Origin of the sequence: Robertmurraya sp. FSL R5-0851 (assembly GCF_038002965.1) — a bacterium.
Lineage (GTDB): Bacteria > Bacillota > Bacilli > Bacillales > Cytobacillaceae > Robertmurraya_A > Robertmurraya_A beringensis.
Genome location: NZ_JBBOOE010000002.1, coordinates 91,827 through 116,435 on the forward strand (window position 1 = coordinate 91,827; position 24,609 = coordinate 116,435).

The window sequence follows — 24,609 nt, forward strand, 5'->3', positions numbered from 1 at the left end:
GCAGTATAATAAATATTACTCTTATTGTCCAAGTTCATTTTGGGGCTTATGAGCGATAACCTGCTTAATATCGAACTGAATATCGTGTTGGGCAAAAAAGTGTTGAGCTAAAAGATAAATCGGATTGCCGTCCACCACAAACGTAAGGTCTTTAGGAATATCCTTCATCTTCACTAAGACATCATCAATCGCACGGATCGCCGTAGCTGTATCCCGATTTGGTGATACTGGGTAAGAGAGAATAATCTTTTTCACCGCATCAAAGAAGAAAAACAAGTAATGCCAACGGCCGTTCACCCTGATATAGGTTTCGTCCCCGCAGAACTGGTCAGAAAGTTCATACGGGTAGTAATCTACGTAAGGCTTAAGTGTAAGGGCTACTGCATTCTCGTAATTTAAAATGCTTTGATGCGATATAGATACCCCGTGAACATCTTTCATCAGTGCTGCTGTTTTACGGGCCGAAAGGCCATAGTTAACATGGTAGGTTAAAATGAGCCCTAATGTATGTGGCGAAACATATAACCTTGATAAATCTACCTTTGGCTTCTGTGGAGTAGACTTAGACAATGGCTGAAAATCAATTCGAAACTGTCGGTAAATGTATCTAATCTTAAAGGCTTGAGGGTCCTTTTTAAACTGTTTCTTCTCTTTTGAAGACATACCATTCAGTTTTCTTTGGTAATAGGAACAGTCATTATTCTTGCACTTATACACGTCAAAGTCTTTTCGCGCCTTGACTTTCTCAAGTGTTTTAGAACAATGAGGACACTTCAAAATAGCCTCTTTCAAATAGCGGCTCTTTTCGTTAAAAACACAAGTACACACCTTACATTGATACTGTCCTTTGCCTCCATTATTGGCATAGAGATAATCCGATTGAGCACCGCACTTTGGGCAACTCATTGATGTAGACACCGCTGTCTTTACATTAGAACGCCTTTGAACAGGTTTTAAATGCTTACCGTTCTTCTCCAGATATTCTGTAAGAAGAATACGATAATCATGTTTCTGGAGCGCTTCGATGATCGGAAGATCATCCACCTGAAGTTTACGGTAAGGTTTATTTACAGGAGTTTCTTCAGGCTTTTCAAACATGCCCTTCCCAATAAGCAGGGTAAGTAATGTTCGAATTACCTGATCTTGATACTTGATAAATTCCATTAAATAAGTTAATAATTGAGGGTACAAACTTGTCACTTCCTAGCTTTTAGGGATTAAGTGTTCGGTGTCGTAACCTCACTTTTATCCTAAAACTATGGGGGTGGCAAGTTTTTTGCATTTAAACCCCTTTATATCAAGGATTATTAACTTTTTTAATATAAAAGTTTTGACAATACGTGTAACTAAGGAGAGGGTAAAATATGACTACACCAAACGAAGAGACACCTATTGATTTAAGCATAATCTATGACTTTAAAAGCTTCCCGGACTGCTTGTTATCAAGACCTAAATTAAAAAATGGTAAATAAATTAAAGGCCATAACATATTTTATATGGCTAATATGTTATGGCCTTTCTTATTAAAACAACGCCCTTGTTAGCTTATGTAAAATTATTCACAAACTTTATTTGTAGGGATGAAAGTCCACTGATTTTGCTTGATACATTTTGTCACGATATTCAAAAGTGATAATAACTTCACCAATAGAGTATGCTGGAGAAACTTGAGCAGTTAACCTAGCGATAAGATGTTTGTTTTCTACTTCATATTTTATAATTCCTCCAAAATATATATCTTTAAAAACATTCTCAAGCTTGATACCTACTGGACTTAAATCTACAACATATTGTTTGTCTCCAATACTTATTTTCGAGTTGACCACTTATCAAAAGGGCTATCTGACCAGGATGTAATAACAGAATTTCGTCTTTCAGATCCTTTCTCTATTAGACGTTATAAAGAGAATCTAAATCAAAAGACAAAAACGGAAAAAATATAAAAATATATATACATAGGGAGAATACTTTGGCTGACATGTTTGGATGCTTAGAATTATAATTATTTTTTTGAAACTATATATGTTGTTGGTATTAGTTGGTCCTTAATTCCCAATACTAATAAAAAAGAAAGGGGAATTTTTAAAAATGAAATTCTTTATTTTACCACCACTAATATCTGTATTACTTTTAAATTATATAGGTTATAGTAATAAGGAAAAAATGAGTACTGCTATTCATCTTGACCAAACACCTCAAGTCGAAAAATTTAAGGATAAAACAGATTTTAAATTTATAATGCCTACCAAGCTTCCAAAGGATTGGATATTAGAAATAAAAGAACCAACAGAAGAGTCAAAGGAGTCAGAGAAAATACAGCTTGTAAGATTAAATTATCTAGACAAGACTGATACATATTTAATGGTATCTATAGCAGAGACTAAATCAAATGGTAAATTAGACGATTTTGGTGAAAATCTGAAAATAAAAGGTATAAACGCTATATTTCAGAAACTATTACCTACCGAGAAGTATAAAGAGGTTACTGGAGGAACGTTAATGTGGATTCAAGGGGATACATTAATTTCTCTATTCAGCTCTAGATTGTCAAAAGCTGAGTTAGTTCAGATTGCTGAATCTATGATATCTGAACAGTAACAGTAAAAGTAAAATAGGGGAAAGTTCAACAATCTTTAATGTAGAACTTTCCCCTAACTAATCTTACTTAAATATAGAGCCGCCGTTACTATAAACTCGATATGTCCCCTCTGTATCATTGTTGGTTAGTGATTTCCAAGTCAGCGTGTAATCACCCGGTGCTACACTATAAAATGTTATGGTGCCATTGTAATCAAACGGTAAGTAAGTTGCACTAATTTCCCGTCCAGAAGCTGTCCTTAACGTCCAAACTGTATTGGCTTGCTGCCCACTATGTATACCTTGTTGAAATATTTTTGCAGAGATATTCCCCCCTTGATGATGCCATATCTTTACACCATCATAATCTCCATTATCCTGTGCCCAAATTCGAAATTCTCCACTAACAGCAGCTTCTGTTTGAATATTAGGAATTAAAGTGAAAATACACGCTAATAGAAAACTAGTGATTAAAATTCTTTTTGCAAACACCTTCATAATTATTTAACCTCCAACTTATTAATATATCCAAATTATAGAATAATATTACATTTTTTTCTATAAATAAGTCTGAATTATGTGAAAATAAGCATAAAGTCTAAGTATTGATAGGTATTTAGAGTCACTCCATCCATTCTAATCAGTGCTTTTTAACCAACTACAAAAGTAAAAAGACCACTAGTTCATGCAACTAGTGGTCATTCTTTGCGTGAAAACCATCCCTTACTTTGGAGAGCGTTAGGATGGTTTCAGCATTACCTATGAGTAACTTATTGTACCATGTATGTTTAAAAATGGAACTATAGGTGTAATTATTTTGCTTTTGATTGATCTTGTTCCTTAATTTATCAAATAGATTATTTTCACTCAAATTATCATATAGTAATTTATTTACTATTTCATGGCTTTAGGTTACAGGTTTCAACCAATTTATTTTTATCAGCTCCAATTTAAAATATCTTTTGAGTTGTTGTTTAAATGTTTGTATCACAAATGTTATTACAACGATGATACATATATAGTAGAGTTTGCGTTATCAAGACTTAAATTAAAATATCTCAAAGTGTACATATTCTATATACTCCCAAATTTAGTATAAGTATAGTTCTTTCTAATCAAAAAACTATAAATTTATTTACAATTTTTGGTTTTTATTTTAAAATTTGGTTGTCTATTTAGAATCTTTTTTTCTATAACACCATAGACTTAACAGGAAGACATATTGGGTAGTGTCAAAAGATTTATGAAAACTACCTAAAGGGTTAGTTTCTCTCCTATTTACTGGATGGAGATGCGCCGCAATCGCTCTTGACAAACACGCCAATGGTTTGAGGATTGTTTAACAAGGGCGAAGGGAACAAAAGAAGGCATACCAAATAAGCCCTTGGTTGTTTCCATTTTAAACCATTGGCAAGTTCGGTTTGTCAAGAGTTCGCTCCGCCGATTGCTGAATTAGCTTAAGGGCTCAGCTAAACAAAAAGTTAGGCTTGTCTTTGCTCTACTATCCATTGTTGTGCTAATCCAATGAGCTTTGTCCAACGTGCTGGCATTGTTGGAAGCCCCTTGAGTTCTGGATTCACTACGGGCACTTTTCCTTCTAAGGCGGCATGCGGACGCAAAAAGTTAAAGTAGGCCGTAAATAAGGTGACGTATGAAATGGAACCATGTTCAGAGCCGAATCCATGAGTGGAGCGATAATTGCCCTTAAAGGTGCGGTTAAGTCTCTCAATTATTTGTTTCAGTGGTCTATATTCGGTCGAAACAGGGTCCTCATTGGTTAATCCAATGACCTGCTTCACATCGAATGAAATCCCATGTTGAGCGAAGAAATGTTGGGCTAAAAGATAGATTGGATTCCCGTCTACCACAAAGGTCAGATTTTCTGGAATCTCTTTCATCTTGATTAAGACCTCATCAATTGCTCGAATGGCTGTTGCTGTGTCTCGATTAGGCGACACCGGATACGAAAGAATAATCTTTTTCACGGCGTCAAAAAAGAAAAATAAATAATGCCATCGACCGTTTACTCTGATATACGTTTCATCACCGCAGAATTGGTCTGAAAGTTCATAGGGATAGTGATCCACATAAGGTTTAAGTAATAAAGCTACGCTATTTTCGTAGTTCAATACAGTCTGATGTGAAATCATCACTCCGTGTACGTCCTGCATAATCGCAGCTGTTTTACGGGCCGAAAGGCCATAGTTTACATGATAGGTTAGGATCAATCCTAATGTATGTGGGGATGCATAAATCTTTGATAAGTCCACGGCCGGCAGTTCTGGTGATTCCTTGGATAACGGCTGGAAATCGATATAAAACTGACGGAAAATGTATCTCAATTTAAATGCTTGAGGGTCCTTTTTGAACCTTTTCTTTTCTTTTGAAGTCATCCCATTGAGCTTCTTTTGATAATAAAAACAGTCATTGTTCTTGCACTTAAACACGTGAAAATCTTTTCTTTCTTTTATTTTCTCGAGAGTCTTGGAACAATGAGGACACTTCAGGATGGCCTCCTTAGAGTAACGGTTCTTTTCACTGAAAAGTTCTGTACACACCTTGCATTGATACTGACCTTTATCTCCATTGTTGGCATAAAGATAATCCGATGGAGCACCACACTTTGGACAGTTCATGGCTTTAGGTACGGAAACTTTTGCATTCTTACGCCTTTGAACAGGTTTAAGTGGTTTCCCGTTCTTCTCTAGATATTCACTAAGAAGAACTCGATAATCAAGCTGTTCCAGAACTTCAATGACCGGAAGGTCGTCCACTTGAAGTTTTCGATATGGTTTATTTACGGGCTGTTCAGTAGGCTTATCAAACATACTCTTACCAATCAATAAAGTAAGCAATGTTCGAATGAGTTGTTCTTGATAGTTTATAAAAGTTAATAAATAGGTTATAATTTGAGGGTACAAATTGTCACTTCCTTTTCTAGGTTGTTGAGAGTGTCGTAACCTCAATTATCCTTAGAATTCAGGGGGTGGCAATTTTTTTGCTTATAAAGCCCTCTTAGATAGGATTTAATAACCTATTTACTATAAAAGTTTTGACAATACGACATATTGATTGGAGGGGGAATAATGAAATTCAAGAAATTGGTTGGTATCACCTTTTTATCTTTATCTTTAATGTTCCCGTACTTTTCTTCGGCCTCTGCAGAAACAAGTCAAGTTAATAAAGAGAAATATTACTATGAAAACAACAAAACAAAAGTCACTAAAGAAATTGTTCAGACAGAAAACGGCCAAGCGACGTTTACACGTAAAACCGAAGCCAACGGAACTGTGTATGCTGAGTTAATTGAAAAGGATTTCACGACTATAATTGAATATGATCCTAATACAAAAGAGCTATTTGTGAATGGTGAAAAGCAAGAGTTTGAGATAGCTGAAGTTAACGAACAGCAGAATACATCAGGAGATTTCTCTATTATGGCCGTTCCGTCAGGCGGAACATATGTTGGTGCCTTTAATTATAGTTTAAATATTGCAACTTTAACTGCATCAGCGGCCGCAGCAGCATTATCTACTGTAACTAAAGCTCCTTATAGTGGTTGTTTGGCTGCCGTAAGCGTATTCATAGGTTCTGCATCAACACTATATTACACAATTTATCAATATCGATATCCAATGAAATGTTCAGCAACTCCATATTTTAATCAAACTAAAGTATGGACTAATTCTAGCCGTAGCGTCGTTTCTTCAATAGTTGAAAGCGGGAAGTTCTTCAGCTCTCAACCTATTCCAGCTTCCTGTACTCCATAGAAAGAAGTGATATTCAAATGAACTACTTAGGTATATTAATTGGTTTTATTATTGCAGCTTTAATTTTATATTTCTTTGACAGTACAATCGAATTGCCAGCAATTATAGCTATTGCCATTGGGTTGATCGTAGGTGAGGTCATTAGAAGAATAAGAGTCAAAAATAAAGATACTTGAATATATATCTGAGTATTTTGAAGGTTGTTAATGAAATGAAATATATAGACTCATTGAACCGATCAATTGCAAAGTCAAATATCGTAATCTTACTAAAAAAGGATTGCTTAGAATAGCATCATTCGCAGAGTCGTCTAATAAAAAAGCCTTGTTACATTAATAAATGTATCAAGGCTTTGTTTTACTATCTTTCCCCTATAGTTAATTAGCAATCTGTTAGATATGCTTATATACATCTGAATATGCTATCTTTAATTGACTTCGTAGCTGCTTATTTTCACCTTCAAGTTTCTTAATACGACGTTGTAACGATTCAATAATTGCAGTTTTGCTATTCTCATTTATGTCATCTTTCTTTTTTAAGGTCGCACTAGTTCTTCCTTGTTGTTTTCTCAATAAATCGATTCTCACTCGTAATTCTTTGTGGTTATATAGTGTTGCCTTGGATATTCCAGCTTCTATAGCTACACTATTAAAGTTAATAATCTCTTTTTTCCTAACCAGACTTTTGATAGCATCATCAACTCTTTGATAGGTTAGAGCCTTTCTTGCTTCATGTATTTGCTTTAATTGTTCCTGCCTATTATACTTTGACATTTACATCACCTTTTTTTCATAATCCGATCTATTCGACCAAATATAACATTGCCGCCTTCTAAAGTGTTTAATATATCTAAATATCTGTCCAAGTTCTTTTTGTTTTTCTCAGCAATATCATTTCTTCCTCTTGTTTCTAGTAATTCGATAGTTTTTGAAGTTGTTTTTACTAAGAGGTTGTATTTTTCTATATCTAAGTCCGAAAAGCCAATTGCTAAATCTTTACATGGACTTCCACCATTACATGTTAAACATGGAGGTTCTTGTGAGTAGGGGCAATTACCATTGATCCTGGCATGACAAGTTCCATAAGGGTTATCAATTGCACTTAATTTATGATCTTGCCATAGTAACTCAAGTATATCTTCTGGTACGTCCTCGTTAGGTCTTATTTCCCGCATTTCACCATTTAAATCAAAATGAAAGATACCCTGTTTAATAGCATTTTCAAAAGCAGTTCTCTTTGTTTCGTCTAATAAACGTGCATACCTTAGAGTCATTTCTGGTGACGCATGGGCTAGTAGCTCTTGTACAGTTAAAATGTCTGTACCGTTGTTTAATAATTTCATTGCATACGTATGTCGAAATTGGTGTGCTCCAAAGTGGTAGAGATTTCCGTTCTCATCAACTATATTTTTTTCTCTGGCTAATTTATTTAGTTTTGATCGAACCCATTCTTGTGTGTATGGTAACCCTTTCCTAGTACCTTTATATCTTATAAATATAAATTTTTCGGGATTATTATCCTCTGTACTATTTTGTTCAGCAATTCTTATAAGTGATGTAATTATATTTGCTAATTCCTCATCAATTGGTATTCTATGGCCTTGAACAATTGTTTTTTCAATATCAGTAACAATATAAAACTTTCCATTTAACTTTACTAAACAGTCTTGTTTAAGTAGTAATAAATCTGAAATTCGTAATCCTGTTTTAAATGCAATCCAAACAATAGGTTGCACATCTTTATGTAAATCATTGAGTTGAAGAAAGAGTTGTTCAATTACAAAGTCTGGTATATGGTCTATTTGGTCATATGGTTTCTTTTTTTGTTTAGGTTTATCAGAAGGAAATATAAGGACCTTTACTGAACGCCTTGGGGAAATTCGTGATTCTGTCTCTTCTAAATACATTAAGAACTGTTTAAGCGCAATGATACCTTGAATAATATAACGCTCCTGATTTGATATTTTACTATTTTGTTTAGAGTATTTTGTCAACTGTTCAATAAATTCTAAGATATGTTTTCTGCTTAGTAACGATAAATCTCTCCAATTAGGTTCTTTAATATCAACAAAATTAAAAAATGAACGTAAATGTTGCAAATAACCAATCGCTGTTTCTGCTACAAGATATTTTGATATTAATTTCTTTTTAAAATAGTTTTTTAACTCTTTACGAAAGATACTATTTTTAATATCTGAAAAGACTAAGTAGGGGATAGTTTTTGATTTATTATATTTAACACCGTAAAGATTATGCAGTTCTTTAACATTCCATCTATCCTTATCCCATTCCTCTCTTGTATCACTATATTTTTTATATTCATTAAATAATCTTACAAGAAAATTAGAAAGGGTACTCCTTAGGGTAAAAGTCTTGTCTTGGTCCCTAATGTGGCTAGTTCTTTCTTTTGCATAACCTTTTTGACTAATCCAGAAATTCCATTCTCTGTCTGCTTCCTCTATGTCGAGATCGTCTAATGATTGTAAGGCAGGATACTGTTGATTAATAAAAGATTGCAATCTTCTAAAATTAGTTGAATTAGCATGGAACGTCGAGGATAAACTCCATTCTTCATTAAATACCTTTTTGTGAAAAATATATTTAAATTGTAGATTTAGTAGATTATTTTTAATACAAAAACAGATTTGAGCATTATGAGAGTATCGTTCTCGAAAGTTCTTATATTGTTGGCTGAACTGTTCTATCTCCTTGAATTTGTCTACATTCCAAGTATCATTATCTAAAAAATATGAATCTGTTTTAGTTTCATATGACAAACTACCATCATCATTAAATTTCTTTACTACATACATAGAAAGCTCTTGTGTAACAGTGCTATCAAATCTTCTTTTCTTTAAATCAATCATTTATAAGTCGTTCCTTTCTAAAGCATTAGCTAGTTGGAAAGCATGTTGTGATTTTTCCCATTCCTCTCGTATTTCTTCATCCGAAGGATGAACATACATATTCATAGTTGTTTGTATATTACTATGCCCAAGGCGTTCTTGGACCTGTTTAATATTCTTGGATTGTCTATAAAATATAGTCCCATGAGTATGTCTAAAGAGATGTGGATTAACTTTTATATCCGTTTTTGTTCTTAATCTTTTAAATAGAGACGCTACATCTTGATAGTTCATCGGTTCACCGACATTGGTTCCTTTAAGCTTAATAAAGAGAAAGTTAGATTTTATTTCATGTTCATCAATTACTTCATATAAATAATCATCATATATATCTATCAATGATTGGGATATGTGTATTTCTCGTTCACCAGTTTTCAGGGATGCCCCATTTATTAGTTCTCCACGATCAACTAATTTAATACGGTGCCCGTCTTTGTGACTAAGTACAAAGTCTTCAATAAATAGTGATAAAGCTTCACCAATCCTCAGCCCCGTCTCAAATAATAATTGAAGTAAAAATTTATCACGAATATTAGTTGTTGCATTGAGTAACTTTTGAATTTCCTCCTTGGTAAGAATACTCCTCTTTTTCTTTGGTTCTTTTAATTTCAATATATTTCGTCCATGAGGTGTTCCTTTAGTAATATGGTATAGAAAATCTTTGTACTGGGAGCCATGTTTAACAAATCCTTTTTTATTCAACTTTTCTACTAAATCTATAGATATTTCTTCATTTCTATAAAGAAAATCATAATATGCTGTAATTACAGTAATTATTAGATTGATAGTTCTTTCAGATTTCACTTTATTTTTCCCTTTAATTGGGGTAACTTTGCCTATAGATTTTGGAATTCTTAACCACCCGATAAATTCCACTAAATACTCTAGTTTAATTTTCCTATAATCTAAATCTTTTTCCTGTAGAAATTGAAAGTAATGCTTTAAAGCATAACAATAGGTCTTTTGAGTATTGCTGCTTTTTCCTTTTTGCTCTAAGAATTTTAAATACCTAATTACTGTGATGATGGGAACACCATTGTCGTCTAATAACATATATCTTTTATTTTTATTTTCAAAAATAACTTCTTGTACCCTCATAGATTTACCTTCCTAGAATTCGTTTTGTGATTATTAATACCATAACAATTTGAACATATTATACAAAATGAATTTAATATATATAATAATTTTAATGTGTAATAAAAAAGAGGAACTATATATCATTTTATACATAGTATCCTCTATAAATTATAGTATAGTTAACAAGCAGAGTGGACGCTGCGATAACTGTGGGAGAGCACATTTTAATAGTTCAGTAGGAAACGGAAAATTTATTCGAGAATGTAGTAATTGTGGAATGAAGAAATCTATTTAATAGGTAGCAAAAAAAATTCTGTACACTACTCAAAGGCGGTATATATATGAATAAGTTACTACTTACATTCGGAGCTTCACTCTTATTACTAACTGGATGTGGCGAGAGTTCTGATAAAATAGAAGAAACAAATGTTGATAAAGAAACACAAGAGCAATCCTCTACTGGAGATGTAAGTAATAAAGAAACTGTATTTGCATCATCCTATTTAAAAAAGATAAATGAACTTATTGATACTCATGGTATCTTAACAGAAGACGATAAGCTAGGTGGAAATGAAGGATTAGCCTATGTGGACCTCTTAGATTTTAATAACGATGGTACCGAGGAACTATATGTCGTATATGAGATATCTGGTGTTACCGAAAATGGATTCCCATTATACAAAGAAGGGATATGGACGGAGCAATCCGAAGAACCTCATAGCTTAATGACTAAGGATCATGGGGATTTTGGAGTCTTAAGTGAAGGTTCAATGTATGTGAATATTACACCTGATGGACAAGCATTCCTAAATGAGTCAGGGCAGCTGACAGAGGGAAGTAATACTACCACGTTTGATATATTTTATGGCCATGATGGTTTTACTATTGAGGAACTAGCTAAAGCAGAAAAACAAGAGTCATATTCGGGTAATTCCGGTGAACTAGGATATCTATACACTATAACCGAAGGGGAAGTAAGTAAAACTGTATCCGAAGAAGAGTATATTGAATTCCTTAATAAGTATGGTAAAGCAAACAGCAAAAAGATTATCAATAGTGATCAGGGATATAAATCTTTGGCGATTGACCTTACGAATAATGAACAAAAGATAAATGATTTTATTAAAAAGCTTGAAGAGAGTATTCAATAGTAACCTTTCTATCCGAACAAAATAAGGAGTAACATCAACATGCAGTTAATTTTAGCTATAATTTTATTTATTGGAGTATTTTTCTTACTCTCTAGAAAGACTAAACACTCATTCAATAATATGTCTCAAACTGCCAGGGTCGGTATATTTTCATTTATTATAGGAATTATCTTTAAATTTCTTTCAACTATAGTTGCTGTTAACAGCAGCATTATGAATTCATATGATGATTCACCAGGATTTTTTTATCATATCCTTTCATTCGTAAGTGGTACTGCCTTTATGGTTGCTGTAGGTTGTTTCATTCTAGGATTATACCGTTTCTTTTTTAATAGATAATTGGTTATGTTCAGTTGTTTATTTGGAAAATATTATATGTAATGCTATAATAAAAACCCCTGTAAGGTATATTTTATACCGCTTGGCCTCTCCTGGAGAGGCTTTTTTTATAATAAAGTACATTCATTAGTGGAGATAAGTAAAATAAGCGGTCGTAGAAAATAAGCATACTACTTATAAGGAGAGGTACATATGAATACAAATACAAAAGCGGGAGACAAAATTACATTTTCAAGAAATGGAATGATATTCGAAGGAACGATTGTAGTTGTAAATGAAAACACAGTAATAGTGGAAATAACAGAGGATGATCAAAAGCTACTTTTATTACCTAATAATAGAACCGTTGTTAGCCATTCAAATTATAAAAACTTATCTTCAAAATAATTAGGGAGGGGATATCCTCCTTTTTTACATCTCTATTCCACTAACTTATCTCCATCTTTGACAACCAGCTTGTTTATGAATTATAAAAAGCACCCATTAAAAAACTGGGTGCTTCCACTAATTAATTTAATCCTCCACCACCAGGATCTTTTCTTCTTCCACCACTCGGGTCATTCATAGTTAATTACCTCCTTATGTAAGATAGTATATATTATTCTGTACAGGTGTTCTTTAGTTTAATATTAGATTTCCGCACCTAATTCAATGTATTTGCTCAACTGCTCTCTAACATATTTTTGAGTATTATTCCTGCCATTCCTTTTTGCCATATATAAAGCTTGATCAGATTTGTTTACTAAATCACCTAACATCTCTTCAATATTTTCATCCCCGTAAATTTGTTTACTTGAAACTCCAAGGCTCAATGTAACCTGTATTTGAACATTATTTACTAGAATAGAACTCTTTAACACTCTTAAACGCAAATTGTTGGATAAAGCATATGCGTCGTCTAGAGATGTATTAGGTAGCATAATGACAAACTCTTCTCCACCGTACCTTCCAATAAAATCCGTTCCACTTAGACTATTCTTAGATATATTCACCACATGGGAGAGGACTAAATCTCCTGCTTGATGACCATATGTATCATTCACTTTTTTAAAATGGTCAATATCAAACATAATGAAGGCCACTTGTTCACCCACGACCATAGATCTAAGTTGTTCTTCACTTTTTTTTATGAAAAATGAGCGGTTAAATACCTGAGTAAGTCCATCAATTGAAGCAAATTCTTTAAGTTTTTCCTGTAATTCTATCTTTTCTGTAATATTAACGAATGAAATAATCTTAGCGCCTCTACTCGTATTTTTCTGAACTTCTATGTGAGAAAATTGTACCTGAAAGTGAATCCTTTCTCCATCTTTCAAAATTTCATAGTCACAATCTTCTCCTTGTCCTATGATTTCATCAAGTTGTTCGTTTCCCGTAATTACGGATTTTAACGGCATTCCAATGATGGAGGAGGTAAGGGCGGGCATGATTACCATCATGGCATGGTTATAATCAAGAATCACATCATCCTTGTTTAAAACAAGGACTCCTTCCTTCATCCTCTCAAAGACCGTATCCCTATAGACAGGTGTTACATTAAACATTTTATAGGAGATCAGAGCAAGAGTATGAAAGAGAAAAGACAAACTCATAGACACAGGCCCCAGATCTATCCCATATGGACTTAGGTCATTTAAATAAAAATAATTAGCAACAATAGGGAAGATTAATCCTGCTATCATCGTTAAGATCTGCATTCGAAAAATAAATAACCCTTTTTTTAGATGAACAAGTAAAGTAATAATGCTAATGACTAAGCAAAGAAATAAATATAATGCATGAAAATAAAAAAACACCCCATATTCAAATTTCACTATTGGAAATGGTGTATGAGTTCTCAAAGTAACCGATGTGTAATAGAGGTGGTGCATCTCATTGGTTGCATGCATAAAAATAGTGATACAAGGAACTGTAAACAAAACATAATAAACCCAAATAGGTATTTTTCTTCCTATGTATTCACAACACATCAAAAGAATAAAAGCTGGAATAAAAGGCATTACAAGGTACTCTAAACTAAGCCATAATTTTATTTCCTTGAGTGTTGTACTTGTTAACTCAAAGATGTAGAAAAAGGAAAAGAGTGATGATAATATCGTTACCACCAAGAATGGCTTTGCACCCGGGTTAGTTCGGAGTTTAAGGTAAGTGAAAAAGGATAAAAACACACTCAACACAGCAGCTAAAACAATGATTAAAACATACAATATTAATTCACTATTCATTTTTGCACTCCACTTATACCAGTTTATAAATTAAAGATTAATAATATCATACTCCCATTTAACAGTTAATTATTTCAAGATACAAGGAGGATTATGCTGTAAATAAAAACAAAATCTTAATACTGAAATATATTCGATTTTAGAATATACTATATCAATAGGTTAACAACGTTAATCTACCTTAACATTTCGAGATTTTTTTAAGAATGAACATATAAAACTATTATAAGAGAGTCCTAAAATGAAAAAGAAAATGAACTATTTAATCTTATTATTAACAACCATCTTTATAGTTGGTTGTACCAACGTAGAAGATGCATCCAATACTGTTATAGAAACAGATAAACAAGAAGTAACCACAGTTGAAACAGATAAAAATAATGAAAAAGAAGAAACTGTCACTACGGTTGATGAACCAGTAGTAGAGGAAACACAAACCCAATCAAATAATGAACTGTTCTCAGGATACAAACTTATTGAAGTTGATGGTGGTGATTTGTCTGGATATCGTGAACCTAACGTGGTTGTTGACATTGGTTATGGTGACCGAAAGTATTGGGCCTTCACTAATGAGTACGGACAGCTAATTCGTGTTGAGGCAAAAAATATAACACTCCAAAATCCGAATACTGAACATGTTTCATCGTCTGGGAGATACTATTCTGATGAAGCAAAGGTTCCCGGTACAGAGAGTGAAGAATTAGATGAAGGACATGTAATTGCTGACTCACTTGGGGGAGTATCTAACGCATACAACATTACACCTCAAGACAGCATTCTCAATAGGCACGGCAATCAAGCATATATGGAAAAAGTGATTCGAGATGCAGGAGGTTCTACAGATTTCGTAGCAGTGATTAAATATCCAAATACTCACACGCAAATTCCAAATCATTATAAATTCACATACAAAATACAGGGCAGAACCATTACAGACGAATTTGACAATGTAAACCCAGACGATGTGAACAAAAATTTAGGGGTAACAACAGGTACGAGTACGCCACCGAAAACAGACAATGTACCAGCAAATGAAACGGTAAGTAGTAATGAGGATGTTAGTAAAGTGGATACCAATCATAATGGAATTGTTACGATTGCAGAAGCCAAAGCAGCTGGCTATGAAATGCCAATTTCTTCTGATTCATGGCTTTATAAATATATGGATGATCGAGATGGAGATGGACTAGTAGGAGAGTAAACAAATCGAATATTTTTACTTTAATGTTAAGGGAGTTCCTTCAATAATGGAGGGACCTCTTTTTATATTCCAAAAACGCGGCAGTTGTGCGGCCGAGCCTAGGTCGTATCATATAGCGGGTGGGATTCCCGCCGAGTAAGAACTAGCCATTCGCTCGTAGCGAGTCTTGGAGGGCTAAAGGTAACTTTAGTCTTTAAGCGTAGACAGTTAGGAAGTGGGCCGAAAGCCAAATGGTTGAAGGGATTGAGCTCCATAAACTTTAGTAGACTGAGAGGGCTGATACCTTAACTGCGGTAGAAAGCAACATTTTATTCTTCATCAAAGGCAAGAAGAATAAAACCTCTCTGGAGTCAGAGACCTTGGCACGCTTCACATTGATATGATACGGCAACTCGGGAGACCCTACCGGTCTTTTCTATTTTTTTTTAGAAGAGTATGGTGTACAAGCGATAACAAGCAAGGAAACCAAATGCCGTGTAGGGAGTCGGATAGCAGCGTAGTACCAATGAAGTTGGGTAATGCCGATGGAGGGAAGGCTAGCTACCAGTTATCACCCTCACTAGGGACACATTAACTACACACAGAGGTAGGAATAATAATGGAAACAAAACTACTAAGGATAGCAGAATTAGCAAAGTCTCAGCCTAATATGAAATTTACATCACTTGCTCATTTATTAAATGAGCAATCACTAACACAGTGTCATCATGGATTGCCAAATAGAAAGGCAACGGGTGTTAACGGAACGACTAAAGAACAATACAGTGAAAACCTAGAAGAAAACATAATTGATTTGGTAAGTAGGCTTAAAAGCAAGAGCTATCGCCCTGTTCCAGTAAGACGAATGTATATCCCAAAGCTCAATTCAAATAAGAAAAGACCGTTGGGCATACCTGAACATGAAGATAAAATTGTACAAAAGGGAATTACCAAAATACTAAATTCTATCTATGAAAATGACTTCCTAGATTGTTCATTTGGGTTTCGTCCTAATAGAAACTGCCATGATGCGCTGAAGATACTGAATCTTTACATTGAAAAGAGAGCAGTAAGTTATGTAGTAGATGTAGATATTAAAGGTTTCTTTGACAACGTTGATCACAGATGGATGATGGAGTTTCTAAAACTTCGAATCGCTGACCCTAACCTACTGAGAATAATCAACAGGTTTCTTAAAGGTGGATACATGGAGGAAGGTAAGAAGTATAAGACAGACAATGGTACACCGCAAGGAGGATTATGCAAAGCTTAGCATAATCCACCTTATGCAAAGAAAGTGATTATGCAAAGTAACCAATAAAAAAGTTATTAATTCAACGATTCTAGTCTATTTACTTTGCATAATAACCGAAAATGAATTATGAGCTTGATGCTCAAATTATCATTTTGGGAGGAAATACATATGCAAAAGAAACCGTTGGATGCATTAATTCAGGACCTAGAACAAGAAATGATTCGGCTTGGCTATACCGAGGGATCTATGAGGTTTTACCGAAGTAGATGGCAGAAACTGCTCCAATTTGCACATGAACAAGGTGAAACATACTATTCGGAAGGGTTGGGAATTAAGTTTGTTGAAAAATACTTTCATATCCTCGAAAAAGATTTTGATAAATCTCTTACACAGTCAGAGACTCAAGAACTTCGAATTATTCGAATGATTGGTGATTTTCAACTACACTCAACTATTTTACGTCGCTACTATAAGCATAAGGAAATCCTTACGGATTTTTACTTTATCGAAATTAGTAACCGTTTTAAGCAATACTGTGTAAATAAAGATTATTCCAAAGCCACAATAGACCATTATGTAAAACAATCTGCTAGATTCATGGATTATCTTTCTTCGCAGAAAGTTAAAGATTGTAAAGAAATCAATCTTACATTGATTAACGATTACATTAAAACCTTGGCGGGATATACATACAAAACAGTAGAACAAAATATCTGTTCCTTGCGTGCCTTTTTCCGCTTTCTCCTAGTTACAGAAGAAATAAAGATTGATTTTGCTTCAAAAACGCCTATGATTCAGGCAAGAAAACAGACCCGTATTCCATCTGTATGGACAGAAGATGAATTGAAAAGGTTAATCTCTGCCATTGATAGAGGGAGTCCAAAGGGCAAAAGAGATTATGCAATTATATTAATAGCATGTTGCCTCGGCTTAAGGTGTACAGATATTAAAAATTTGAAAATGGAGCACTTTCTCTGGGCTGAGAAAAGGCTTGTATTTACTCAATCAAAAACTAGGCAGCCTTTAACTCTTCCATTAACACCGGAGGTGGGATGGGCAGTTATTGAGTATCTTAAGTACGGTCGTCCTAAAATAAACAGCCCCTATGTATTTGTAAAGCACATGGCACCATTTGGGCCCTTTTCTGAAGGAGATCATTTAAATCAGTTAATTAAAAGGTACATGGAATTAGCACACATTCCTACATTAAAAAAAAGAAGAGGAATGCATTCCCTTAGGCATACCATGGCCAGTATACTTCTCGAAAAAGATACACCACTTTCCACCATTTCAGATATCCTTGGTCATGTAGATACAAACTCAACAGCAGTTTACTTAAAGGTTGACATCAAAAGGTTGAAAGAATGTTCCCTTGATTTTAAGGAGGGATTGAGTGATGAGTGAAATCATATATAAAGGCCCTTTTAAAAGTCATATCCAAGCTCATGTGGGACTGAAAAAGGCTATTGGATATAAATATGATAGGGATTCACGTGATTTAAATCGATTTGACAGTTTTACAATGGAAAAGTATCCCCAAGCCACTGAACTTACTAAAGAAATCGTATTAGACTGGTGTAGTAAAAAAACTTACGAGGCACAAGCAAATTTATGTTCACGCGCATCAGTCATCCGCCAGTTTGGGAAATATCTGGATTCCATTGGAGTTAAAGCATATATCATCCCCAAGGGATACTTTCCTACGGAGGAACAATATGTACCGTATATTTATTCTTTTGATGAACTAGAAAGGTTTTTTGCTGAAACGGAAAAATGCAAGTACTGTTCCGAATGTCCACACAGACATCTGATTATGCCCGTGTTCTTTCGTATGATTTATATGTGCGGTTTAAGGGTATCCGAGGCAAGGCTTCTCAAAGTAGCTGACGTTGACCTTGAAAATGGTATTCTGACTATAAATCAATCTAAAAAAGATAACAGCAGGTTGGTACCAATGTCGGTGTCCCTTACGGAACGTTGTCGGATTTATTCGAAAATGGTACATCCTTATCCAAGTGCCGAAGATTATTACTTTCCTGCGCTTGATAACAGACCGATGACGACCGGAAATGTCTATAAAAATTTCCGTAGGTTTTTATGGAGTGCTGGAATTTCACATGGTGGAAGAGGAAATGGTCCTCGTATCCACGACTTTCGCCACTCTTATTCAGTTCATTGTCTGAAAAAATGGGTTGATGAAGAAAAGGATTTAACGGTATATCTTCCAGTACTTAAAACGTATTTGGGTCACGATTCCTTTAAAGAAACTGCTTATTATCTGCGCTTGACTGCGGATGTGTTTCCATCTATTACATTAAGGCTTGAAACGCGGTATCCGGGAATGATTCCTCAATTAGATGGTGATAACGATGAAACCAACTGATTTTGCGAAGCACCTTACGGAATTTCTTTCGGTGTACCTTCCGTCACAGAAAAATGTCAGTAGGAATACCATTCAATCATATCGTGATACATTTAAACTTTTGATAAAGTATTGCCAAGAAAAGAAAAACATTCGAGCAGAAAGGATTACTTTAGATATTCTTTCAAGTGAAACGCTTATTGGCTTTCTGGGCTGGCTAGAAAAGGTTAGAAAATGTAGCATCTCTACTAGAAATCAGAGGCTTTCAGCGATTCATTCCTTTTTTCGTTATGTTCAGGCCGAAGAACCTTCCGGTCTTTTCCATTTTCAAAAAGTAATCGCAATCCCCTCCAAAAAGGCAGAGAAAACTGTGGTGGAGCATCTGTCACCAGAGGCTATGAAACTACTTCTAGAACAGCCCGAAAGGGGCTGCATTAAGGGTCGACGTGACCTTACATTGATGAGTGTTCTGTATGATACTGGCGCAAGGGTGCAGGAACTAATTGATATAAAAGTAAGGGATGTAATCTTAGAAAATCCGGCAGTGATTGTATTAACAGGAAAAGGAAATAAGACAAGGCGAGTTCCTCTTTTGAAAAATTCCGTATCATTATTGGAACGCTATATTATCGAAAATAATCTGGATAAACCATGGAAAAATGAATATCCTCTCTTTACAAATAATCAGCAAAACAAGCTTACTAAGGAAGGGATTGCCTATATAATAACAAAATATGTTGAATTAGCTAGGAGAACATCAACCCTAGTTCCTTCGAAAGTGAAACCCCATATGTTTCGTCACTCGAAGGCAATGCATTTACTACAAGCAGGAGTAAATCTCATATACATACGTGATTTTCTTGGACATGTAGATATAAAGACGACAGAAATTTACGCCAGAATAGATACTGAGACGAAAAGAAAGGCAATTGAAAATGTTTACCCTGATTTGATTGATAGCACTCTTCCCGACTGGAATAAGGATCAGGCATTGCTTACTTGGCTTTCCGAATTAAAGTAGGCCAGAAATTATGCAAAGTAAATGGGATATAACCCCTTATTATTTATGGGTTTAGAAAGTTTACTTTGCATAATATTTTACTTTGCATAAGGTGGAGTAATATCTCCGATATTAGCCAATGTATATCTCCATTATGTTCTCGACTTATGGTTTGAAAAAGTGGTTAGGAAACAATGTAAAGGGCAGGCATATATAGTAAGATACGCAGATGATTTTGTATGTTGTTTTCAACATAAGAGCGAAGCCCAGCAATTCTTCCATTCATTAAAGCTTAGATTAAAGAAATTTAATTTGGAAATAGCCGAGGATAAAACGAAAATTATTTCCTTTGGTCGGTTTGCAGTACATAACGCAAAGCGAGATAGAAATAGCAAACCAGACACATTTGATTTCTTAGGATTTACCCACTATTGCGGAAAAAGTAAAGAAGGAAAATTTCGTGTGAAACGAAAATCCAGTAGGAAGAAAGTTCAAGGCAAACTAAAAGAAACTAAAGAATGGTTGAAGATTAATAGAAATAAATCTATTCATATGATTATGGATAGACTTAAACGCTCGCTCACTGGTTATTACAACTATTATTGCATGACAGATAACATCCAAACTGTTAACAATTTCAAAGAGAGACTTGAAAACTTACTATTTAAATGGCTAAACAGAAGGAGCCAAAGAAAGTCCTTTACATGGAACAAATTTAATCTCTTCCTCAGTAGATATCCACTTCCTTTACCAAGAGTTAAGGTAAATATCTATGAACTTAGAGAAGAGATTAGCTATATTCTGTAATGATAACTAGGAGGAGCCGTGTGCGTAAATAGCGCAAGCACGGTTCTGTGAGGGGGAGGAGAACAACTTACCGTAAGGTAGGAAGGCTCCTTTCTACTCGACTAGTTCATTAGGAGAGTGAAAAAATAATCAGGATGAAAACAACTAAGCTAGTAGGTTTGAATTAATAAAAATCAATAAAAACTAAATTTCTTAAAATTAGTATTTATAATAAAGAGTTGATTATTTATCAACAAATGAGAGAATTTTTTGATAAAAATTACTGCTACAAAGGTTGGATATATATGTTAAAATAAATGTGCGATTAGTATAAAGGATGCAGGATACTATACCTATATATAGGAGATTAAGTATGGTTGAAAGGAGTATTAAAAGATTTGTTTAAGACAATCCTTGTAATTATTTTAGTTTTAGTAATTTTATTTTTCGGTTTTGTTATAGTTTCTTTTTGTATAGACCCCCTCTGTTAGGATAGATGTCGTAGGGAACTTTAGTGTATAGTTTAAATCATACACGGAGGTTGATCGACATGAAAAGTAATAATGGTAAACGTTATACAAAGGAAGAGAAAGCATCAATTATTAAGAGAATGATGCCCCCCACTAATGAATCGGTTGGCCAATTAAGTGAAGAGTTGGGCATTACTGAACCCACGCTTTACAAGTGGAGAAAAGAGGCTAGATCATCTGGAAACCCCACACCCGGAGATGGACAAAGTTCTGAACACTGGAGCAGTGAAGATAAGTTTCTCATAGTTATGGAAACATACTCAATGAATGGTGCGGAGCTAGCGGAGTATTGTCGAAAAAAGGGACTTTATAAAGAACAGATTGACGCATGGCGAGATTCATGCCTTAATGCAAATGGGCGAGAATCTAGTCAAACAAAGCAGTTAAATCAAGAATTAAAAGAGGAGAAAAAGCGAGGAAAGGCATTAGAGAAAGATTTGCGTAAAAAAGAAAAAGCATTGGCAGAAGCTGCAGCCTTATTACTATTAAGAAAAAAGGCCCAAGCGATCTGGGGGGACCAAGAGGACGAATGATCAGCCCGTCAGATCGCGCACTAGCAGTAGAACTCATCCAAGAAGCAAACCAAAATGGTGCGCGATTAGCCCCGGCGTGTAAAGAATTGAACATTAGCGTTCGCACCTATGAACGCTGGATTTCAGAAGGTGGAATCAAGGAGGATCAACGCCCTATTGCGTTACGTCCAGAGCCAAAAAATAAATTAACGATAGAGGAAAAACAAGAGATACTGGAGGTTGTTAAAAAAGAGGAATTTGTAGACCTACCGCCTACTCAAATCGTGCCAAAATTAGCAGATCAATGCATTTATATCGCCTCCGAATCTAGCTTTTATAGAGTTCTTCGTGAGCATAAAATGCAAAATCATCGGGGAAGAAGCAAAAAGCCCGAGGGTAGATTACCAGAAAGTCATTTAGCAGTAGCCCCAAACCAGGTATGGACATGGGATATAACGTGGTTAAAAGGGCCGGTGAAAGGCTTGTTTTATCGACTCTACTTAATTATCGATATTTTTAGTAGAAAAATCGTAGGTTGGGAGATTTGGGAGTCAGAGGAGGCAAAACACGCTGAAGATTTAATGAAGAAGACGATTATTAGTGAAAAAATCCAAGGTAAACCACTCGTTTTACATTCCGATAATGGCAGTCCCATGAAAGCCGCAACATTTCAGGTATTACTTGAAAAATTAGGGATCCAAAGCTCTTATTCAAGACCAAGAGTAAGTAATGACAATCCCTATTCTGAAGCAATGTTTCGGACTCTGAAATATCGACCTGAATTCCCGTACAGAGGCTTTGAAACACTTGAGGCTGCACGTGAATGGGCATTAAGATTTGTGAATTGGTATAACTGTATACATTTACACAGTGGTATAAATTTTGTGACGCCAGAACAATGCCATACAGGTGCGCATATTGGGATACTGAAAAAGCGCAAAGAAGTTTATGAACTAGCGAAACAAAAGCATCCAGAACGTTGGACGCGCTCAACTAGAGACTGGAGTGCACATGATTCAGTGGCTTTAAACCCAATAAAGGACAAGATAGAAAAGGATGGAACAAAATAGCCCCACTGCGACTGAGCTTGAACTACCCATTCCCTTCTCATCAAAGAACAGAATGAATTCTGTTCTTTGATGAGAAGACCACCAAGCAAAGCGCGGTAGTTACCCTTACGTTCTTACACTAGTAAACAAGTTAAATGCGACAACTATCTTGACAAACACCGTAGATGAAAATAAAAAAGTTAAGATTCGCAAAAATAATTTAGACAAATATTATTCATCTAAAGGAAATAGTGAAAATAAAAGACAAAACGCACTTAAAATACTTGAAAGATTTGATCAGATTTATGATGCTTATTTACTGGGTTTCAATTCATTTTTTAAAGATTATCCAACAAGCTACTCCATTATAAAACAGGGGGAGGAAGCATATGAAGACCAAAAACGTTACAAAAGTATGGATATTGATGAAAAAGCCCTTGGAATTATTTATAATTTGATTGGTGTAATTTATACAATTAAATATCAAATTCAGTATTTCGATTCCAATATCAAATCGGCTCAATATACATTAGAAATTTTAGAAAATGATACAGAAATAAAAGAGTTTTTTCCATACTTATACCATATAAGAAGAAATAATTTAGAAAAGTTGATTTGGCACTCACAAAAAATAATCGGTCACTTAAATGATCAGTTGATTAAATATCAATCAGCTATTGATGAACTTTCTAAGATAAAAAAGAAATCCCTACTAAGTAAAGCTGCTGTCTTTGCTTGGAATATGGTTTCAGCACCAGTTAGACATATTGTAAACTTAGTGGAAGGAATCGTTTATGATGATGATGCTAAAGTTAATAAAAGCGTTATGATGCTTATTTTCGGAACAGTAGGCATTGGGTTATTAAGTGACGCAATAGATGCATTAGATGTCCTAGACTCACTTGATTATAATTCCCTTGAACTAGTTGAGGGCCCTAATAATCATTTTGTTGAACCTCATTCTCGTATGTTATCAGACGGAAATACAATTTGGGTTGACGGAGATGGTGATACATCAATAGATAGGACAGTAGAAGAGGGTGGAGGATATTTACGTTCCAATCCTGATGGAAATCCATATAATAATTTAAAAAGCTAAATGGTTAATAATTGAGAAGAAAACTAAATTGTTTTTGACACTCTTAAATTACCGAAAGTTGACGGTATTGCCTGTCCGGAAGTGGTCGAGTATAATGTCCATGAATATATTCCGGAGAAAGGAAAAGACGACTCCCATAATGTATAACTGCGCCAACAGTTATACGGGAGACGTCCCACCAAAAAGTATATGGTTATTGTATCAGATTATAAGCTGATTGAAAACAATCTAACTGGAGTTTTTCGTTAGAGGTGCGGGGAGGATTCCTTCTCCATGTTGTGGGAAAGACATGTTGGTAATAGGATCTAAGAATCGTAAATCTATTGATCATTCAGGGCAGAGTAAGACCTATAACATCCGAAGACTAAGGTGCACTTGTTGCTGTACGATACATCATGAACTGCCGGATATATTAATCCCTTATAAGCGCTATGAAGCTGAATGTATTGAAAGCGTTCTCTCGAATCCATCCGACCATACTGTTCCAGCCGATGATTCTACTCTTTCGAGATGGCATGGCTGGATTCATGAATTTGTGGATTATTGGTTGGGGTGTTTAACATCCATCATGATCAGAACCAATCAAGGAAACATCCCTCTGGATTTCTCGTCCGAAAGTTCAGGGACTGCACTTCAAAGGATAGGGCGCTTGGCAGGAGATGCCAATGGATGGCTGACAAGAATTGTCCGGCCCATTGTAAATATTAATTTTTGGATACATACCCGTTCTGCATTCATTGTCCAATAACCCCTGATTTACACTCATGATAGACACAGAGAGGAGAGTGT

The 24,609-nt window shown here is 34.9% G+C and carries 22 protein-coding genes and 1 pseudogene; 15 read left to right on the forward strand and 8 right to left on the reverse strand.

Annotated elements, in window-relative coordinates; genetic code table 11:
• Positions 1 to 21: 21 nt before the first annotated feature.
• Together MKX65_RS24680 and MKX65_RS24685 are read right to left on the reverse strand one after the other, a co-directional pair.
• Complete coding sequence (locus MKX65_RS24680; protein ID WP_445677963.1) at positions 22 to 1,191, reverse strand: IS6 family transposase; 1,170 nt, start codon at positions 1,189 to 1,191, stop codon at positions 22 to 24.
• Between the two features lie 377 nt (positions 1,192 to 1,568).
• Entirely contained in the window at positions 1,569 to 1,826 is a 258-nt protein-coding gene (locus MKX65_RS24685) for a hypothetical protein (RefSeq protein WP_160548896.1), read from the reverse strand.
• Between the two features lie 262 nt (positions 1,827 to 2,088).
• On the opposite strand from MKX65_RS24685, the gene MKX65_RS24690 reads away from it, so the two are divergent.
• Positions 2,089 to 2,598 carry a DUF4367 domain-containing protein gene (locus MKX65_RS24690; RefSeq protein ID WP_160548897.1) on the forward strand — a complete coding sequence of 170 codons (510 nt, stop codon included), beginning with the start codon at positions 2,089 to 2,091 and terminating at the stop codon, positions 2,596 to 2,598.
• A gap of 63 nt (positions 2,599 to 2,661) precedes the next feature.
• Here MKX65_RS24690 and MKX65_RS24695 read toward each other — a convergent pair whose 3' ends face one another.
• Positions 2,662 to 3,075 (reverse strand): hypothetical protein, encoded by a 414-nt coding sequence (locus MKX65_RS24695; RefSeq protein ID WP_160548898.1) that lies wholly within the window; start codon positions 3,073 to 3,075, stop codon positions 2,662 to 2,664.
• 983 nt (positions 3,076 to 4,058) lie between these two features.
• Entirely contained in the window at positions 4,059 to 5,498 is a 1,440-nt protein-coding gene (locus MKX65_RS24700; protein ID WP_340903366.1) for a DDE-type integrase/transposase/recombinase, read from the reverse strand.
• Positions 5,499 to 5,663: 165 nt separating this feature from the next.
• Between MKX65_RS24700 and MKX65_RS24705 the strand changes: the two genes are divergently transcribed.
• Together MKX65_RS24705 and MKX65_RS24710 are read left to right on the forward strand one after the other, a co-directional pair.
• On the forward strand, positions 5,664 to 6,347 hold the full coding sequence (locus MKX65_RS24705) for a hypothetical protein (protein WP_160548899.1): 684 nt from the start codon (positions 5,664 to 5,666) through the stop codon (positions 6,345 to 6,347).
• Between the two features lie 17 nt (positions 6,348 to 6,364).
• Positions 6,365 to 6,523 carry a hypothetical protein gene (locus MKX65_RS24710; RefSeq protein WP_160548900.1) on the forward strand — a complete coding sequence of 53 codons (159 nt, stop codon included), beginning with the start codon at positions 6,365 to 6,367 and terminating at the stop codon, positions 6,521 to 6,523.
• A gap of 216 nt (positions 6,524 to 6,739) precedes the next feature.
• Here the strand turns inward: MKX65_RS24710 and MKX65_RS24715 are convergent, their stop codons facing one another.
• The 3 genes from MKX65_RS24715 to MKX65_RS24725 are packed head-to-tail and all read right to left on the reverse strand — an operon-like array spanning position 6,740 to position 10,350.
• A complete protein-coding gene (locus MKX65_RS24715; protein WP_160548901.1) occupies positions 6,740 to 7,120 on the reverse strand; it encodes a DUF6262 family protein in 381 nt (126 codons plus the stop codon).
• Positions 7,121 to 7,125: 5 nt separating this feature from the next.
• Positions 7,126 to 9,213: a tyrosine-type recombinase/integrase gene (locus tag MKX65_RS24720; RefSeq protein WP_160548902.1), complete on the reverse strand. Its 2,088-nt coding sequence runs from the start codon at positions 9,211 to 9,213 to the stop codon at positions 7,126 to 7,128.
• Positions 9,214 to 10,350 carry a tyrosine-type recombinase/integrase gene (locus MKX65_RS24725; protein ID WP_340906554.1) on the reverse strand — a complete coding sequence of 379 codons (1,137 nt, stop codon included), beginning with the start codon at positions 10,348 to 10,350 and terminating at the stop codon, positions 9,214 to 9,216.
• A 323-nt stretch (positions 10,351 to 10,673) separates the two neighbouring features.
• On the opposite strand from MKX65_RS24725, the gene MKX65_RS24735 reads away from it, so the two are divergent.
• The 3 genes from MKX65_RS24735 to MKX65_RS24745 all read left to right on the forward strand — a co-directional run bounded on the left by MKX65_RS24735 (position 10,674) and on the right by MKX65_RS24745 (position 12,209).
• A complete protein-coding gene (locus MKX65_RS24735; protein ID WP_340906556.1) occupies positions 10,674 to 11,483 on the forward strand; it encodes a hypothetical protein in 810 nt (269 codons plus the stop codon).
• A gap of 39 nt (positions 11,484 to 11,522) precedes the next feature.
• Entirely contained in the window at positions 11,523 to 11,822 is a 300-nt protein-coding gene (locus tag MKX65_RS24740) for a hypothetical protein (RefSeq protein ID WP_340906558.1), read from the forward strand.
• 192 nt (positions 11,823 to 12,014) lie between these two features.
• Positions 12,015 to 12,209 carry a DUF2187 family protein gene (locus MKX65_RS24745; RefSeq protein ID WP_340906561.1) on the forward strand — a complete coding sequence of 65 codons (195 nt, stop codon included), beginning with the start codon at positions 12,015 to 12,017 and terminating at the stop codon, positions 12,207 to 12,209.
• 242 nt (positions 12,210 to 12,451) lie between these two features.
• On the opposite strand, the gene MKX65_RS24750 is transcribed toward MKX65_RS24745, so the two are convergent.
• Positions 12,452 to 14,047 carry a histidine kinase N-terminal 7TM domain-containing diguanylate cyclase gene (locus tag MKX65_RS24750; protein ID WP_340906562.1) on the reverse strand — a complete coding sequence of 532 codons (1,596 nt, stop codon included), beginning with the start codon at positions 14,045 to 14,047 and terminating at the stop codon, positions 12,452 to 12,454.
• Positions 14,048 to 14,288: 241 nt separating this feature from the next.
• Here MKX65_RS24750 and MKX65_RS24755 point away from each other — a divergent pair, with 241 nt between their 5' ends.
• The 9 genes and pseudogenes from MKX65_RS24755 to MKX65_RS24795 all read left to right on the forward strand — a co-directional run bounded on the left by MKX65_RS24755 (position 14,289) and on the right by MKX65_RS24795 (position 24,568).
• Complete coding sequence (locus tag MKX65_RS24755) at positions 14,289 to 15,248, forward strand: DNA/RNA non-specific endonuclease (RefSeq protein WP_340906563.1); 960 nt, start codon at positions 14,289 to 14,291, stop codon at positions 15,246 to 15,248.
• A gap of 598 nt (positions 15,249 to 15,846) precedes the next feature.
• Positions 15,847 to 16,500 (forward strand): reverse transcriptase domain-containing protein, encoded by a 654-nt coding sequence (locus tag MKX65_RS24760; protein WP_340906564.1) that lies wholly within the window; start codon positions 15,847 to 15,849, stop codon positions 16,498 to 16,500.
• Positions 16,501 to 16,650: 150 nt separating this feature from the next.
• Positions 16,651 to 17,886 (forward strand): site-specific integrase, encoded by a 1,236-nt coding sequence (locus MKX65_RS24765; RefSeq protein WP_340902104.1) that lies wholly within the window; start codon positions 16,651 to 16,653, stop codon positions 17,884 to 17,886.
• On the forward strand, positions 17,879 to 18,865 hold the full coding sequence (locus MKX65_RS24770; RefSeq protein ID WP_340902106.1) for a tyrosine-type recombinase/integrase: 987 nt from the start codon (positions 17,879 to 17,881) through the stop codon (positions 18,863 to 18,865). The genes MKX65_RS24765 and MKX65_RS24770 overlap by 8 nt, the downstream gene beginning before the upstream one ends.
• Positions 18,852 to 19,865 carry a site-specific integrase gene (locus MKX65_RS24775; RefSeq protein WP_340902108.1) on the forward strand — a complete coding sequence of 338 codons (1,014 nt, stop codon included), beginning with the start codon at positions 18,852 to 18,854 and terminating at the stop codon, positions 19,863 to 19,865. Before MKX65_RS24770 ends, MKX65_RS24775 begins: the two co-directional genes overlap by 14 nt.
• 99 nt (positions 19,866 to 19,964) lie before the next feature.
• A complete protein-coding gene (locus tag MKX65_RS24780) occupies positions 19,965 to 20,651 on the forward strand; it encodes a reverse transcriptase domain-containing protein (protein WP_340906943.1) in 687 nt (228 codons plus the stop codon).
• Between the two features lie 529 nt (positions 20,652 to 21,180).
• Positions 21,181 to 22,742: pseudogene (locus MKX65_RS24785) on the forward strand (IS3 family transposase).
• 148 nt (positions 22,743 to 22,890) lie between these two features.
• On the forward strand, positions 22,891 to 23,820 hold the full coding sequence (locus MKX65_RS24790; RefSeq protein WP_340906566.1) for a hypothetical protein: 930 nt from the start codon (positions 22,891 to 22,893) through the stop codon (positions 23,818 to 23,820).
• A 262-nt stretch (positions 23,821 to 24,082) separates the two neighbouring features.
• Positions 24,083 to 24,568, forward strand: a complete 486-nt coding sequence (locus tag MKX65_RS24795; protein ID WP_340906172.1) for a DUF6431 domain-containing protein — start codon at positions 24,083 to 24,085, stop codon at positions 24,566 to 24,568.
• Positions 24,569 to 24,609: the final 41 nt, after the last annotated feature.